The sequence below is a fragment of the Streptomyces sp. NPDC053542 genome (assembly GCF_044544685.1).
GTDB lineage: Bacteria > Actinomycetota > Actinomycetes > Streptomycetales > Streptomycetaceae > Streptomyces.
In genome coordinates this window covers 565967-581230 of the sequence record NZ_JBITXL010000001.1, presented here as the reverse complement: position 1 = coordinate 581230, position 15264 = coordinate 565967, and the positions used below count along the sequence as shown (strand labels likewise).

Genomic DNA, 15264 nt, shown 5'->3' with positions numbered 1-15264 from the left:
CTCATGCCGTTTCAGGCCGCGACCGAACCGCTCGCGTCGCTGTTCGGTGACGCGCGGGTACGGCCCGATTGGCTGCGGGACCGATCGCCAATCCGGTGGGGCGCTTACCCGTCCGACGTCATCCCGCTGACGGCAGCCGAACCGGACTTTCCCGGTCCCCAGGCGGTCAGGGATGCGATGATCCTGTCTCTCGCCGATGGCTACTGTCCCTATGCGGCACCCGCGGGACTCGGTGCGCTCCGGGAAGCGTTCTCCGACGTGGCGAAGGCGCGTTATGGCATCAGCGCCACTCCCGACCGTGTGGTGCTGGCCCCTGGCACGGCAGCCGCACTCTGGGGCGTGGTGCACCTTCTTTGCGGGAAAGGCGACGAGTGCATCTTGCTGGACCCGGTTGATCTGCTGTTCGGTCAGGCCATCGATGCCGCAGGGGCCCGGCGGGTGTACTGCCCGCTGGACAAACGTACGGGGCAGCTCGACCCGGACCGGCTCGCCTCACTGATCACTCCGCGCACTGCCCTGATCTGTCTGTGCAATCCGCACAATCCCTTGGGCACGGTCTTCAGCGAGGAGACGCTCCGGGCGGTAGCGGAGATCGCGGGTGCGCACGGTGTGCCGGTCCTCTCCGACGAAGTATGGAACGAAATCGTGTACCCGCCCGCGGTGCATGTGAGCATGGCGGCCCTGGACACGACGAGCAGCCAGCCGATCTACACGCTGACCGGACTCTCCAAGACCTTCGCGCTTCCTGGCTTGCGGGTGGGTTGCGTGATCGCCCCGAATGCGCGCGAGGCGACCCGATTGCAGCTCACCTTCCAACGGCTCGGCGGCGCGTACAGCCTGACTCCCTTCGCGCAGGCCGGTGCCCTGGCCGCGCTGCGGCACGGCTGGCCCTGGCGGGATGCTTTTCTGGAGCATCTGCAGGAGATGCGGAACTACTGCGTGGAACGGCTGAATGGAATCCCGGGCTGGTCCTGCGGCCGCCCGGACGGGACGTTCGTTCTGTTTCCTGACACGTCATTCAGCGGGCTGGACAGTCGGGCGATGGGCGAATTCCTCCTCGCGGAAGCCCGGGTGGCGGTGGTGGCCGGTACGACCGAGTGGTTCGGCCCGGCCGCCGAAGGCAACATCCGTATCAGCTATGCCACTTCCCGGGCGGTGCTGGAAGAGGCGTTGACCCGCATCGAAAGGGCAGTTGAACGCCTCTCAGCCGCGCAGCCATGTCTTCATCGCGTACCACCAGCGCGCACGCCTGGTGCGAGCAGGTCGCGGCAGAGACGGAACTGGGCACTCGGCAGCAGCGCTTGAGCCACTGTCCGTGACGTCCCGCAGCGGACGCTCGATCTCTGCGCCGACCCGGTCCGGACCGGTGGACGTGGCGGAAGTGCTGGGCCGCGGCCTGGTGAAGGTCACCGGGAGGCTGGTCAGGTGGCGCGTCATCCAGCCCGATTTCCAGCGCAGCTCCTCCTCGGGAATGCTCAGACCCACGTCGGGCAGCCGCGCCAGCAGCGTGTCGATGCCGGTGTCGGTGATGGCGCGGCCGATGTTCTGGCCGGGGCACTCCTGCGGGCCGCTGCTGAAGGCGAGATGCGAACGGTTTCCGTGCAGGGGAGCCGTGGGGTCCGGCCGGACGGCCGGGTCGTGGTTCCCGGCGGCCAGACCGAGCAGCAGCATGTCGCCCGCCTCGACCTTCTGACCGCCGATCTCGGTGTCCACGGCAGCCCAGCGACCGGGGATGGTCATGAGCGGCGGTTCGCTCCACAGCACCTGCTCCACCACGTCGGGCAGGGTCATCTGGCCGCCGGCCAGCGACGCGTGGCAGCGCGGATCGGTCAGCACCATGCGCAGGGTGCTCTTGAGGAGGTTGACAGTGGTTTCGTTGCCGGCGATGAGGATGACCCGCAGGTGATTCCACACCTCCTCGTCGGTGAGCGCGGAGGAGTGCTCGATCAGCCAGGACGTGATGTCGTGGCCGGGATTGCCGCGCTTGCGCAGCACGAGCTGCTGCAGGGTCTCCACGATGAACTCGTTACTGGCCACCGAAGTCTCGGTGCCCGCCACCATGTCCCTGCTGGCTTCGACCAGCCGCGGGCCGTACTCGTCGGGCATTCCCAGGAGCTGTGTCATCACGAGCATGGGCAGTTGCTCCGAGAACTCGTCCACGAGGTCTGCCGTTCCCCGGTCGGCGAAGCCGTCGATCAGCTGGTGGGCGGAGCGGGTGATCTGGCGTCGGATGCCGCGGCGGTTGAAGCGCTCCAGGCTGTCGGTGACCGCCAGGCGCAGCCGGTCGCGCTCCGCACCGTCGAGGAACAGACAGACCGGCTGCCAGGCAATCATCGGCAGCAGCGGGGAGTCCGGCGGAACCTTGCCCTCCTTGAACCAGCGCCAAGTGCGGGAGTCGCGGCTGAACCGGGAAGGAGTACCGGCGACCTCGAGGATCTCGCGGTAACCGAGGACGAGCCAGGCCGGCAGGTCGCCGTCCAGCAGGACGGGCGCGACGGGCCCGTGCTCGGCGCGCAAGCGCTCGTACAGGCTCATGGGGTTCTTGGCGGCCTCGGGCCCGAGTAGCCGCGCAAGTCCGGCGGGATCCCCGAACCGGGCGTGTGCCGGGCACTCCGGAGGCGGCTCGGATGCTGACGTGGTGCGGGACGAGTCGGGGAAAGAGGCGGTCACCATGGCTCCGTAGTTGTGGTGGTGAGGGTGTGCAGGTAACGCATGAGGGTCAGCAGGGCATCGCGGCTGGAGCCGCGCTTGCGGGCGTCACAGTCGATGACGGGTACGTCATCGGGGATGTCCAGGGCCGCTCGGAGTTCGGACACGGGGTGGGAGGGGGCGTCGGGGAAGGCGTTGATGGCGACGACGAAGGGCGTGCCGCGTTCCTCGAGCAGGCCCATCACGTCGAAGCTGTCCTCCAGCCGCCGGGTGTCGATCAGGACCACGGCGCCCAGCGCGCCTTCGAAGAGGCCGTTCCACAGGAACCAGAACCGCTGCTGGCCCGGGGTGCCGAACAGATACAGCACCAGTTCGTCGTTGAGGGTGATCCGGCCGAAGTCCATCGCCACGGTGGTCTCGGACTTGCGCTCGATGCCGGCGATGTCGTCCACCCCGGCACTCGCCTGGGTCATGGTCTCCTCGGTGGTCAGCGGCCTGATCTCACTGACCGCTCCGACCAGGGTGGTCTTGCCGACTCCGAAGCCGCCGACGACCACCACCTTCACCGCCGAGGTGATCGACGCCGGCAGGGCGTCCTCGCTCCGGGGACCGACGACGGGTTCAGAGCTTCTGAAGTCCATGCATCACCGCCTCCAAAAGTGCGACATCGGGCAACTTGGCCGGGGCCGGTACCCGGGCTTCGACATGGCCGTTCGACAGCAGGTCCGTGAGCAGTACCGCGATCACGCTGACCGGCATGTGGAGGTAGGCGGAGATCTCGGCGACGGACAGCGGGTAGTCGCAGATGCCGACGATCGCGGCCTGTTCGGGCTGCATGCTCACGCCGGCCTCGTGCCGGCTCACGATCAGCGTGACCATGTCCAGCGGGGAGCGCTTGTCGGGCAGGTCCCGGCCGGACGTGATGACGTAGAGCCGTTCGGGACCGCCCTCTTCCCAGTCCGGGCGCTGTGGCTGTTCCGGGTCGCTCATGGAACCTGCCGGTCGGCCCGCGGCGGGCTGGTGAGGTGCTGGCCGATCCGGGCGACCAGGTCCCGCATACGCTGACCGATCAGTCCGGCATCCACGTCGTCATCGGCCAGCACCGCCAGGTATGCTCCGGCGCCGGCGGCCATCAGATAGAAGAAGCCGCCGTCGACCTCGATGACTACGAGTTTCATCTTTCCGTTACCCTGCGGGAATTCCGCGCCGACGGCCGCCGACAGGCTTTGCAGCCCGGCGCAGGCGGCGGCGAGGCGATCCGCGGTGTCTTTCTCCGTACCGGACTGTGCCATGCACAAGCCGTCCGAGGACAGCACCACGACATTTCGAGTCTGCGGAACACTGGACGCCAACTCCTCCAGCATCCAGTCCATATTGAGCCGCTGCTGTGTCGCCACTTGCTTATTCATCCTTACCTAATGGCTCAGTTACTGCTTGGACTCTCGTCATCGCTCAGGCCATCGGGACGACGCACGGGGGAATCGGCTCGGGAATCGCCGTAGGCACCCTCGTGAAAGGCGGCCAGCCACATCCCGGCCTGTGGGGGTTGCTCGGCCGGCGCCGGGGACGGGGCGTCAGCGGTGGGGAAGGCCGCGGGCTTCGGCCGCGCGGGGGGAACCACCGCACGAGTACGGCGCCTGCGCTGCGGGAGGCCATTGGCGGGGCGCGGAGCGTTGGTGGACACCGGTTCCTCGACAATCGCGCCGTAGCGGCGCTGCGGTCCGAGGGTGTGACGGGGCGGCGGCAGGGTGGCGGCCTTGGCGATGGCTCCGCCGGGCGCGGGGGTCGCGGTGATCAGGCCCGGCGGCACGATCAGGACGACGCGTACGCCGCCGTACGCGGATGCGCGGAGGGCGACTTTGAAGTTGTTCGTGCGGGACAGCCGGCCGACCACCGCGAGGCCGAGTCGTGGTGACTCGCCCAGGTCGTCGAGGTCCAGTCCGCTGGCGGAGTCCTGTGCCAGGGCCCGTTCGGCGCGGATCCTGGCCTCATCGGTCAGGCCGAGCCCGGCGTCCTCGATCTCGACGGCCACCCCGGACTGGACCTCCGTCGCGGTCAGATGCACCCGGGTCTGCGGCGGTGAGTAGCGAGTGGCGTTGTCCAGCAGCTCGGCCACGGTGTGGATCAGTGGTTCGACCGCGCTTCCGAGGATTCCGACGTCGGCCACCGAGTGCAGATCGACACGCTGGTAATCGGTGATCCGGGACATGGCGCCGCGCAACACATTGAACAGCGGAATGTTCTTCTGCCACTGACGTCCCGGCCGGGCCCCGCCGAGTACGGCGATGCTGTCCGCCAGCCGGCCGATCAGCGCGGTCCTGTGATCGAGGTGCAGCAAGTCGCCGAAGACATCCGGGTCATTGCCGTGCCGGTCCTCCATCTCCCGGAGTTCCTGGGCCTGTTGATGCACGATGGCCTGGACCCGGCGGGCGATGTTGACGAAGGCCCGCTGGGCGGAGTCACGCAGATCCTCCTCGGCCTCGACGGCTTGGAGGACGTAGCGGAGCACCGCGTGGTGTGCGGCTCCGAACCGGGGGCTGACGTGGGACACGGGGCAGGTGTTGCGCAGTACGTTTTCGACCGGGACGCCTTGCTGAAGCTGCGCCATGGCCGCGGGCAGGATCTCCTTGGCCATCCGTACTGTTTCGGTCTCCTGCTCGGCCAGCATTCGTTGCGCCATCGCCGCACTCTCGGCGTGCTGCCTGCGCAGCCCGGCGATCACATGTCCCCGGCGCGCCGCCTCCCCGGCGGCGACGGCCACCGCCACCGTGGCGATGATGCCGGCCCAGGCGGTGTAGGTGCGGGCCGCCGAGGGCGTCAACAACACGGCCAAGACCGTAGATATGGACAGTAGTGCGGGTGGCAGCAGCCACATTGCAGCGGGCGTACGCCCCGGCCTTCCGGGTGGCGAATCAGCACGAACCATCGGCATCCTCAGAGCGCTAATCGAGAGGGGCAGGGCGTCATGCAGGGAAATACGGACGCCAGGCCAAGGAAGGAAGAAATGTGAACAAGGCCCACCGAATTTCGATCCACGCTCACCAACGCGTGGACACAGGGCATTCCAAGTTCGCATTCCGCGCGCGGAGCCGGGTCCCGGGACGCCCGAGCCCTCGTGCGATGGATGGCATCACGACAGCCGGCAGGGACGTGTGGAAACCGCCACAACTAGCTGCGCGGCAGTGAGCATAGCGGGGCCCGAGCGGCTTTGTGTGATGAGTGCATATAACACATGAATGTACTTGCGTGCGAAATTCTGGAGAAACGTTTTGGGCTGGTTATTCAGCGGAATTGAGTGAGGATTGGCCTTCGGTGCTCCACGTAATTGGCGATCAGCCCGTGCAGTGTCGGCGGGTACCGGCTGTGCCTGCCCCCGATGAGGGCGCGACCGCCGGCCTCGGCGACCCGTACGGCCGCGTCGGCCTTCGGCTTCATCGGCACGCTCGCCGCGCTCGCCGGGGTGTGGAAACACTTTCCTGGACCGGCTGATCATCCTGAGCGTCTTCGTCCCGCCGCTGGGCGGCGTCCTCATCGCCGACCAGTTCTTCGGGCGCGGCGGCCGCGGGCGCGGCCCACTGGTACGCCCCACAGCTCTCCGATGCGATCACCGGCCTGCTCGTCGCCGTACTCGCCTACGCCGTCCTCGAGCGGTCCGTGAGGTCCGTGAGGTCCGTGCCTCAACGGCCGACCGGGGAGTAGTTGTTGCGACCCGGGAGAAGTCCCTACGACCTGGGAATAGCTCTTCCGCCCCGTGCACACATCGACGCGCGCTTTCCCCAGCCACTGCGGGCAAGCGCGCGTCAACGTGTGTTCAGTCGTTCAGCTGGTGAGGGCCTGGGAGATGCGTTCGGCTGTTTTGCGGACGAGGTCGATGACCGCGTCGCGCTTGCCCTCGTCGAGCCGGAAGGCAGGGCACGGCGCGGAGAGCGCGGCGCGGGTGATCGTGCCTTCCTTGATGGGGGCGGAGGCGGCCCAGATGCCCTGGTCGATCTCTTCCTGACTGATGTCCCAGCCCTGTTGGACGGCGCGCTCGATCTCCTCGAGGAAGGCGTCACGGCCGTGGACCGGCGGCGGGGTGCCGGTGGCGAGTGCCTGGTCGACGAAGCGTTCGCGCTCGGCGGGTGGGAGCCCCCCGATGAGGAGGCGGACGCTGGCGCCGCGGAGCGGGGGCATGTTCTGGCCGGTCTCGAAGGACAGCCGGAACGGGCGCAGGCTCTCGACGCGATGGATGCAGACGGGCAGCCCGTGGACCATGCGGACGAGGATCACGGTTTCGTCGATCTGCTCGGACAGTTCGCGCATGTAGGGCTCGGCGATGTGGACCAGGGGGGTGGCCCGGCGGGCGGCCCGGCCGAGGGCCGCCACCCGCATGGTCAGGTGGTACTGGCCGCGTTCGCGTTCCTCGATCAGCCCCATGTCCCGCAGCAGGGCCACGTAGCGGTGTGCGGTGGGGACGGGGATCTCCAGGTCCTCGGCGAGCTGGCGGACCGAGGCCACGGGGCGCTGTTCCGTGAAGGCGAACAGGAGCTCAAGTGCCCTGCGCCCGCTGTCCGCGCCTGCCTTCGAGGCTGCCAATGCGCTGTCCTTCCCCCCAGTTGCTGACCGGTCCCGTCCCACTCTAGCGAATATCGCACAGCGAGAACGTCGCTCTCTTGCAGCGATTCTTCAAGGCTATTGACGGGGGTGAGGTGACGGCTTAACTTATCGAATCACTACGCGATACCTCCGTATCGCACAGTGATAGTTAGGAGGTAGGTCGTGGGCGACAGAGTTGCCGCGGCGATACCGGACTCGGCACGCGCCGGCGTGGCCCTCCCTGGGGCACGCAGCGAGGTGCGCCAACTGCCGACGAGAGCCGCGCGGCCCGGCGAGGGCTGGCTGCGCGTCGCGTCCTCCGGCATCTGCGGCACGGACGTGAACCTGTACAAACGGGGCCTCGCCGCCGCCACGGTCCTGGGCCACCATGTGGCCGGCACGATCGCCGCCGTCGACGCCGACCCCGGTAAACGTCGCTGGTCAGGAGCGGTGGGGGAGCGGGTGGTGGTGGAGGAGTACCTGCCCTGCGGTACGTGTCGGGCGTGCGTGTCCGGTGCGTACCGGCTGTGCCCCGACACCGACCTGTGGGGTGGCGGCCGGCGGATCGGAACCATACCCGTCGGTGAGGCGCCCGGTCTGTACGGTGGCAACGCCGAGTACCTGCTGCTGCCGCCCAACGCCGTACTGCACCCCCTGCCCGGCGGCCTGCCCGACGAGCTCGCGGCCTGGGTACTGCCCTACGCCAACGCCCTCGACTGGACGGTCCGCGCGGGTGGCGTCACCAAGGGGGACACCGTCGTCGTGCTCGGCCCCGGCTACCACGGCCTGGCCGTCACCGCGGCCGCCCGCTGGGCCGGTGCCGACGTGATCGTCGCGGGCCTGAGCCGGGACCGCGCGCGACTGGCCATGGCGGAACGGCTCGGCGCGCTCCCCGTCACCGCGGACTCCGGCGACGAACTCGCCACGAGCCTCCGGCGCGCGCTCGGCTCCGAGGCCGCCGATGTCGTCGTCGACACCGTCGGCCCGGCCCCGCACGTCATCGCTGTCGCGGTCGAGTTGCTGGGACAGGGCGGCAGGCTCGTGCTCACCACCCCCAAGAGCCCCGCCCACGTACCCATCGACACCACCGCGATGACCCGGCGCAATCTCACCGTCACCGCGGTGCGCGGCCGGCGCCCCGAGGCGATCGCCACCGCGATCTCCTCCCTCGCCGAGGGCACGTCCCGCCTCCAGCACGTGCCCTCGGCCGACACCACGCTCGACGGGACCGGCGCCATGCTCGACCGGCTCGCCGAGGGCACCGGACCCGAGACGCCGCATGTCGTGGTCCGCCCGCACGCGGACTGACCGTCCCGGACCCTCACCTCTCTCTTACGGCGCTTCTTTCTTACGGCCGTGCGGCCCCGCTTCACCGCCGTACGAGCACCCCTCCCGTACCACCTTCAGGAGCCACACCATGCTGACCCGTGAACAGAACGAGCGGCTCGTCCGCACCGACCGCGGCACCGAGATGGGCACCCTGCTCCGCCGCTACTGGATTCCGGCCCTCCTCGCGGAGGAGCTGCCCGAGCCGGACTGCCCGCCCGTGCGCGTCAAGCTGCTCGGCGAGAAGCTCATCGCCTTCCGCGACAGCCAGGGGCGGATCGGCCTCCTCGACGAGATGTGCAGCCACCGCACCGCCTCCCTCTTCTTCGGCCGCAACGAGGAAGGCGGGCTGCGCTGCGCCTACCACGGCTGGAAGTACGACATCGACGGCAACTGCGTCGACATGCCCTCCGAGCCCCCGGAGAGCCGCATGTGCCAGAAGATCAAGCAGCCTGCCTACCCGTGCGTCGAGCGCGGCGGTGTCATCTGGACCTACATGGGGCCCGCCGACCTCAAGCCCGAGCTCCCCGAGCTGGAGTGGGCGGGCCTGCCGGACAGCCAGGTGGTCGTCACCAAGCGCCGCCAGATGACCAACTTCATGCAGGCGATGGAGGGTGGCATCGACTCCAGCCACGTCTCCTTCGCGCACCGGTTCAACATGGACGACGACCCGATGCACGCCGGCACGGCTGGTATCGAGTACCTGAAGGCGGACACCCGGCCGAAGTTCGAGGTCGTCGAGTCCGACGGCGGACTCCTCATCGGTGCCCGCCGCAACGTGGACGACGAGCAGTACTACTGGCGCATCACCCAGTGGATCATGCCCTGGTACACGATCATCCCGCCGTTCGGCACGCACAACCCGCTCGGCGCCCACGCCTGGGTCCCGATCGACGACGAGACCTGCTGGGCCTGGTCGATCAACTACCACCCCACCCGCGACCTCACCGAGACGGAGCTCGCCGCCGCGCGGAACGGTGAGGGCATCCACGCCAAGTACATCCCCGGCACGTACGACACCCTCGCCAACGCCTCCAACGACTACCTGATCGACCGTCAGGCGCAGAAGGACAAGAAGTCCTTCTCCGGCGTCGAGGGCATCGCCGCCCAGGACTTCTCCCTGCAGGAGAGCATGGGCCCGATCGTCGACCGCACCAAGGAACGCCTCGGCACCTCCGACGCCGCGATCATCCTCGCCCGTCGCCGGCTGCTCGCGGCCGCCGAGATCGCCGGCAAGGGCGATCCCGTACCTGGCGACCAGGCAGCACACCACCGCGTCCGCTCCGCGTCCGTGCTGGTACCCAAGTCGGTGCCGTTCCAGGAGGGCGCCGCCGACGCGCTCGTCGTCCGCGACGGCGAGGACTTCGTCTCCATCTAGCCCTCTCCATCCAGCAAGAAAGGAGAGGTGGTCATCATGTCGACGCACTCCTGGACCCGACGGTCCTACGAAGCCGACGTACTGCTCGTCCCTCTCGATCCCACCGCCCGCGCCGCTGTTACCGCCCTGCCCGACGAACTCCCCGGCATCACCGTCCCCGGGGCCAGTCCGCTCGTCGACTCTCGGCAGCACGTCGAACACGCCGACGTCATCACCCTTCTCATACACGACCTGGCCGCCATCGACCATGACGCGGTCGTCCGGCTCGGCGAGGCGGCCCGTGCCACCGGCACACTGCTCGGCGCAGTCGTCGTCACGCCGGACCTCGGCTGGAGCGGCGCCGACGAGGATGCCGCCGCTGCCGTGGTGCGCGACCATGCCGATACCGTCGTCATCGTCCCGGACATGCCGCCCGTCCTGCACCTGTTGCAGGTGCTGCGTGGCGGAACCCGCGACACCGCGGAGGCGATCGCATGAACCGGCCGACGAACAGCGACGGCTGGCGCGACACCATCGTCACCCAAGTACGCCTCGAAGCCGAGGGCGTCCTCTCGCTCACCCTCGCCGCACCCGACGGCCAACAGCTGCCTTCCTGGGAAGCGGGTGCCCACATCGACGTACGACTGCCGTCCGGCACCGTGCGCCAGTACTCGCTCTGCGGCGACCCCGACGCCGCCGACTACACGGTCGCGGTGCTGCGCGAGGAGAACGGACGCGGCGGCTCCGCGGAGATCCACGACACCGCCCTCGTCGGCCGTACGCTCCCGATCCGCGGGCCCCGCAACCACTTCCCACTGCACGCCGCCGAGCACTACGTCTTCATCGCCGGCGGCATCGGGATCACTCCGGTCCTCGCCCTCGCCCGCGAGGCGGCCCGGCAAGGGGCGTCCTGGGAACTGCACTACGGCGGCCGGAGCGCCACCAGCATGGCGTTCACCAGCGAGGTGCGCGCACTCGCCAGCGACCTCTCCCTCGCCAGCGACCTCTCCCTCGGCGGCTACCTCTCTCTCGGCAGCAACATTTCTCTCGTCGAGGGCGAGCCCCTCGACCTGGCCGCCATCGTTTCCCGGGCCCCGGCCGGGGCGGCGGTGTACGCATGCGGGCCGGCCGGGCTCCTGGCCGCACTGCGGGAGTCATGCGGGGGCGCCCACCTCGCCCTGTACACCGAGCAGTTCTCCGCCGACCCCAACGCAGCCCGCGCGGCCGCCCAGGAGGACGCGGCGGGTGAGGCCCCGGGCCAGGCGTTCGAGGTCGAACTCGCCCGTACCGGAGCCACCGTCACCGTGGAACCCGGCACGTCCATCCTCGAAGCCGTGCGTACGGTGTGCCCGGACGTCCTCTCCTCCTGCGAAGAGGGCTTCTGCGGAACGTGCGAGACCAAGGTCCTCGCCGGGCAGCCCGTCCATGCCGACTCCATCCTCAACGAACGGGAACGGGAATCCGGCGCCTCCATGATGATCTGCGTCGGCAGCTGCGCCTCGCGCCGGCTCGTCCTGGATCTCTGACCATCGTGCGGATTCCCTTGCGCCCACCCACCGCAGCGCCACCAACCGCGGAGGTTCGAAGATGAACCTGCCCCATCCCTCCGGAAGCTCCACCAGCACCTCCCGCGACGCCGGCACCGCACCGCCCTCGCCCTACCGCTGGGCGATCCTCGTAGGCTGTTGGCTGTCCTTCACACTCACCTCCATCGACCGCTCCACCTGGGGACCGGCCTCCGTCTTCGTCGGGGACGGCCTCGGCGTGCCGCTCGCCAGCCTCGGCGTGTTCGCCACCGCCTACTACGTCGGTTACGTCATCTCCAACGCACTCGGCGGCCTCGGCGTCGACCGGTACGGACCCCGCATCGTCCTCACCATCTCCCTGGCCGGCGCCGGAGCCTTCATGACGGCCTTCGGCTCCACGCCCTCCGCCATCGTCGGCATCGCCCTCCAGGCGGTGGTCGGCCTCTTCGCGGGGGCCGACTACGCGGCGGGCGTGCGTCTCATCTCCAGTTGGTTTCCGCCCGGAAGCCTCGGACTGCCGATGGGAATCTTCACCACGGCGACCTCTCTCGGCACCGCCATCGCCAACGCCGTCGTCCCCGCGATGATCGCCTGGCACGGCTGGGGCACCTCGTACCACATCTTCGGAATCCTCTCCATCGTCGTAGCCGTGCCCCTGTTCCTGCTGCTGCGCAACAAACCAGGAGCAGCCGCTCCGGAGAAGAAAATGCCGGAGAGGGGTGGAGCGTCGGCAATCAAGGCCGCCCCGCACGGTCGGCCCGACCTCGGCAGCGTGGCCCGCAACCGCGACTACCTGCTCGTCTGCGTCACCGGATTCTTCGCCTTCTGGGGCCTGTACGGCTTCGTCACCTGGGCCAACGCCCTCATGATCAAGGGGCATGACGTCTCCCCGGGCACTGCGGGGCTGGTCGTATCGATCTTCGCCATCAGTGCGGTGGCGGTGAAACCCGTCGTGGGTTTCGTCTCCGACCGGTTCTTCGGGGGCGCCCGCAAGGGGCCGAGCATCGTCATCTTCGGCATCTTCGCGCTCGCCCTCATCTGGTTCGGCCAGCTCTCCACGCCGACGGCGTTCATCCTGCTGTCACCGCTGCTGGGCGCCGCGGCATACGGCTGGACCCCACTGCTCGTCGCCCTCGTTCCCCGGCTCGTGCCGTCCTCCGTGACCGGTACCGCTTCGGGCCTCGCCAACGCGGTCTGGCAGCTCGGCAGCGTCCTGGTACCGCTGGCGGTCGGCGCCGTGTTCTCCGCGACCGGCTCCTTCAACGCGGCGTTCGCCACCCTCGCGGCCGGCCCCGTCCTCGCAGTACTGGCCATCCTCCCCGTACGGGCCGCCAGAACCAGACCCCACAAGACCGACCACGTCCCCCCGCACCAGGAACCCACAACGACGTCCACCCTCGCCTGACGACCACCACCAAATCCACCACCAACCTGGGCATGGAGCGGCGAGGACGCCGCGCTGCAAACGGAATGGGCCCAGGCCGACCATGGTCGACCTGGGCCCATTCCGTACGAGCCGCCGTCGGGCTTCCGCTTTCGGGGCTCCGTCAGCGGGGGGTGGGGACAGTGGGGGCGGCGGTGTTGTCGTCCGTGCGCATCCAGACCGTGCGCTGGGGGAAGGGGATCTCGACGCCCGCGGCGTCGAGGGCTTCCTTGGCGCGGCGGCGCAGTTCGCGGGTGACGGCCCACTGCTTGAGGGGGGCGGTCTTCACGACGACACGGACGACGACACCGTCGGCGTCCAGGGACTGGACACCCCAGATCGACGGCTCCTCCAGGAGGACGTCCTTGAACTCCGGGTCCTGGCGAATGGCGTGACCGGTCTCTTCCAGGACGCTGTAGACCGTGTCCAGGTTGGCGTCGTAGGCCACGGAGACGTCGAGGACGGCGCGGGCCCATTCCTGGCTGTCATTGCGCACCCGGCGGATCTCGCCGTTGCGGATGTGCCACAGCCCGCCATTGAGGTCGCGGACCTGCGTGAGGCGGAGGCCGACGTGCTCGACCTCACCGACGGCCTCACCGAGGTCGACGGAGTCACCGACGCCGTACTGGTCCTCGATCATGATGAGCATGCCGGACAGGTAGTCCGCCACCAGGCTCTGCGCGCCGAAGCCGATCGCCAGGCCCACCACGCCCGCGCTGGCCAGGATCGGGCCGAGGGCGATGCCGATCTGGTCGAGGATCATGGCCAGGCCCATGACGGACACGACGATGGTGACGATGCTGCTGAGCACCGCACCGATGGTGCGTGCGCGCTGCTGGCGCCGTTCGTTGGCGCGGGAGGGGTCCCGCTGCAGGACGGCGGGACCGCGGCCGGTGCGGCGCGGCTCGCTCTCCCCTTCACTGGGCTGCAGGATGCGCTGCACAGCACGGTCGATCGCCCGCTTGGCCACCGCTCGTACGAGGACCGCTCCCAAGATGATCAGGAGGATGCGCAGCGGTACGCCAATCAAGGTGGCGACGTTGTCCTGTACCCAGCCCGGGATAGCGATTGCCTGGTCGGTGACGTTGCTGCTCAGTACGTGAGACGCGGATGCGTCCAGGGGTGACACGGGAGTTGCTCCAGACGATCGAGGTACGTGCTACTCGGCGCGTAGAACGTAGTTGCGCCTCCGGACAAGGTCAAAAAAATCCCAAGGAGCGATCGAGCAACGCGACGAGCGCGCCCCGATGGGCGCACTAGCGCCGCGCCCGAGGCCGCGTAGGATCCGGGCAGCAGAGCTCGGCCCGTTTCTCCGCCGAACCGGCTTCGTGACTGGAGGCGATATGAGCAGCGCCCTTCTTGTGATGGATGTCCAGCGGGCCATTGTGGACATTGCCGATGACGGGTCCGGGTATCTGTCGCGTCTGCGCAGGGCGATTGCGGGGGCTCGGGCGGCGGATGTGCCCGTGATCTATGTGGTCATCGCGCTGCGTCCTGGGTTCCCGGAAGTCGGTACGCGGAACAGGGCGCTTAACGCCATCGCGCGGGCCGGCCGCTACGTCGAGGGCGCTCCGGGCACCGAGATTCATCCCGAGGTCGCGCCCCGGCCGGGCGATGTGGTGGTTACCAAGAGGCGGGCGAGCGCGTTCTCGGGCAGTGATCTGGATGTGGTGTTGCGGGCACGTGGTATCGACAGCCTCGTGCTCACCGGCATCGCCACGAGCGCTGTGGTGCTGTCCACGCTGTGCCACGCGAACGATCTGGACTTCGGTCTCACCGTCCTCTCCGACGCCTGCCTGGACACCGACCCGGAGGTGCACCGGGTCCTCATCGAGCGGCTGTTTCCGCAGTGGGCGGATGTTGTCACCGTGGATGAGTGGGTCGAGGTGGTCGCACCTCGATAGCGGGGGGCCAGTGAGTAGTGGCGGGCAGGGGGACGACAACAGCATTGCTGCCGAGCGGCCTCGCTACCTCATCGGCTTGGTCGTGCGGGCCGGGTCGCTTGCCGCGGTCCTGCGGATGTAGGCGTCGAAGGCGTCGCGTTGGGCCTCTGCCTCGGCCATCTTGCGGCGGCCCATGCCGCGGCCGCGGGCGGCGACGTAGACCAGGACGCCGAGGAAGGGCAGGACGAGTACGAAGACGATCCAGCCCGCCTTCGCCCATCCGCTCAGCCCGTCGTCCCGGAAGATGTCCGCGATGATGTGGAACAGCAGGACGAACCACATCACCCACAGAAACAGCAGGAACGTGGTCCAGAACACGCCCAGGATCGGATAGTCGTAGGCGAGGGACACGGAGTCGCTCATGATTCCCTTCCTTCCTTCGCCGTCCTCTCTTCAGCCGGGGTCCGGGGCCCTTGTGCCTTTGACGGTAGGACGCCCGCGCGGCGGGAGCCATAGCCCTGCGGG

Annotated in this window: 15 protein-coding genes; 7 read left to right on the top strand and 8 right to left on the bottom strand. The window is 68.8% G+C overall.

Features of this window, described 5'->3' with window-relative positions; all coding sequences use genetic code 11:
• Positions 1-3 precede the first annotated feature (3 nt).
• Positions 4-1305: a pyridoxal phosphate-dependent aminotransferase gene (locus ACIGXO_RS02600; RefSeq protein WP_399779256.1), complete on the top strand. Its 1302-nt coding sequence runs from the start codon at positions 4-6 to the stop codon at positions 1303-1305.
• On the opposite strand, the gene ACIGXO_RS02595 is transcribed toward ACIGXO_RS02600, so the two are convergent.
• From ACIGXO_RS02595 to ACIGXO_RS02570, 6 genes are all read right to left on the bottom strand, one after another.
• Entirely contained in the window at positions 1204-2673 is a 1470-nt protein-coding gene (locus ACIGXO_RS02595) for a cytochrome P450 (protein WP_399779254.1), read from the bottom strand. The genes ACIGXO_RS02600 and ACIGXO_RS02595 overlap by 102 nt on opposite strands.
• Positions 2667-3290: a GTP-binding protein gene (locus tag ACIGXO_RS02590; protein WP_399779252.1), complete on the bottom strand. Its 624-nt coding sequence runs from the start codon at positions 3288-3290 to the stop codon at positions 2667-2669. Before ACIGXO_RS02590 ends, ACIGXO_RS02595 begins: the two co-directional genes overlap by 7 nt.
• Positions 3271-3639, bottom strand: coding sequence for a DUF742 domain-containing protein (locus ACIGXO_RS02585; protein WP_399779250.1), 369 nt, complete (start codon positions 3637-3639; stop codon positions 3271-3273). The genes ACIGXO_RS02590 and ACIGXO_RS02585 overlap by 20 nt, the downstream gene beginning before the upstream one ends.
• Positions 3636-4022 (bottom strand): roadblock/LC7 domain-containing protein, encoded by a 387-nt coding sequence (locus tag ACIGXO_RS02580; RefSeq protein ID WP_399779961.1) that lies wholly within the window; start codon positions 4020-4022, stop codon positions 3636-3638. Before ACIGXO_RS02580 ends, ACIGXO_RS02585 begins: the two co-directional genes overlap by 4 nt.
• 50 nt (positions 4023-4072) lie before the next feature.
• Positions 4073-5524 (bottom strand): ATP-binding protein, encoded by a 1452-nt coding sequence (locus tag ACIGXO_RS02575; RefSeq protein WP_399779248.1) that lies wholly within the window; start codon positions 5522-5524, stop codon positions 4073-4075.
• A 944-nt stretch (positions 5525-6468) separates the two neighbouring features.
• On the bottom strand, positions 6469-7224 hold the full coding sequence (locus tag ACIGXO_RS02570) for an IclR family transcriptional regulator (protein WP_399779246.1): 756 nt from the start codon (positions 7222-7224) through the stop codon (positions 6469-6471).
• A gap of 183 nt (positions 7225-7407) precedes the next feature.
• Between ACIGXO_RS02570 and ACIGXO_RS02565 the strand changes: the two genes are divergently transcribed.
• From ACIGXO_RS02565 to ACIGXO_RS02545, 5 genes are all read left to right on the top strand, one after another.
• Complete coding sequence (locus tag ACIGXO_RS02565) at positions 7408-8532, top strand: zinc-binding dehydrogenase (RefSeq protein WP_399779244.1); 1125 nt, start codon at positions 7408-7410, stop codon at positions 8530-8532.
• Positions 8533-8641: 109 nt separating this feature from the next.
• Positions 8642-9928 carry a Rieske 2Fe-2S domain-containing protein gene (locus tag ACIGXO_RS02560; RefSeq protein ID WP_399779242.1) on the top strand — a complete coding sequence of 429 codons (1287 nt, stop codon included), beginning with the start codon at positions 8642-8644 and terminating at the stop codon, positions 9926-9928.
• Between the two features lie 36 nt (positions 9929-9964).
• Positions 9965-10405: a hypothetical protein gene (locus ACIGXO_RS02555; protein WP_399779241.1), complete on the top strand. Its 441-nt coding sequence runs from the start codon at positions 9965-9967 to the stop codon at positions 10403-10405.
• Positions 10402-11433: a PDR/VanB family oxidoreductase gene (locus tag ACIGXO_RS02550; protein WP_399779239.1), complete on the top strand. Its 1032-nt coding sequence runs from the start codon at positions 10402-10404 to the stop codon at positions 11431-11433. Before ACIGXO_RS02555 ends, ACIGXO_RS02550 begins: the two co-directional genes overlap by 4 nt.
• Positions 11434-11494: 61 nt before the next feature.
• Complete coding sequence (locus tag ACIGXO_RS02545) at positions 11495-12838, top strand: MFS transporter (RefSeq protein ID WP_399779238.1); 1344 nt, start codon at positions 11495-11497, stop codon at positions 12836-12838.
• A 142-nt stretch (positions 12839-12980) separates the two neighbouring features.
• Here the strand turns inward: ACIGXO_RS02545 and ACIGXO_RS02540 are convergent, their stop codons facing one another.
• Positions 12981-13985 carry a mechanosensitive ion channel family protein gene (locus tag ACIGXO_RS02540; RefSeq protein ID WP_399779237.1) on the bottom strand — a complete coding sequence of 335 codons (1005 nt, stop codon included), beginning with the start codon at positions 13983-13985 and terminating at the stop codon, positions 12981-12983.
• Positions 13986-14199: 214 nt separating this feature from the next.
• On the opposite strand from ACIGXO_RS02540, the gene ACIGXO_RS02535 reads away from it, so the two are divergent.
• Positions 14200-14760, top strand: a complete 561-nt coding sequence (locus ACIGXO_RS02535) for a cysteine hydrolase family protein (RefSeq protein WP_399779235.1) — start codon at positions 14200-14202, stop codon at positions 14758-14760.
• 63 nt (positions 14761-14823) lie between these two features.
• Here the strand turns inward: ACIGXO_RS02535 and ACIGXO_RS02530 are convergent, their stop codons facing one another.
• Positions 14824-15162: a PLDc N-terminal domain-containing protein gene (locus ACIGXO_RS02530; protein WP_399779234.1), complete on the bottom strand. Its 339-nt coding sequence runs from the start codon at positions 15160-15162 to the stop codon at positions 14824-14826.
• Positions 15163-15264: the final 102 nt, after the last annotated feature.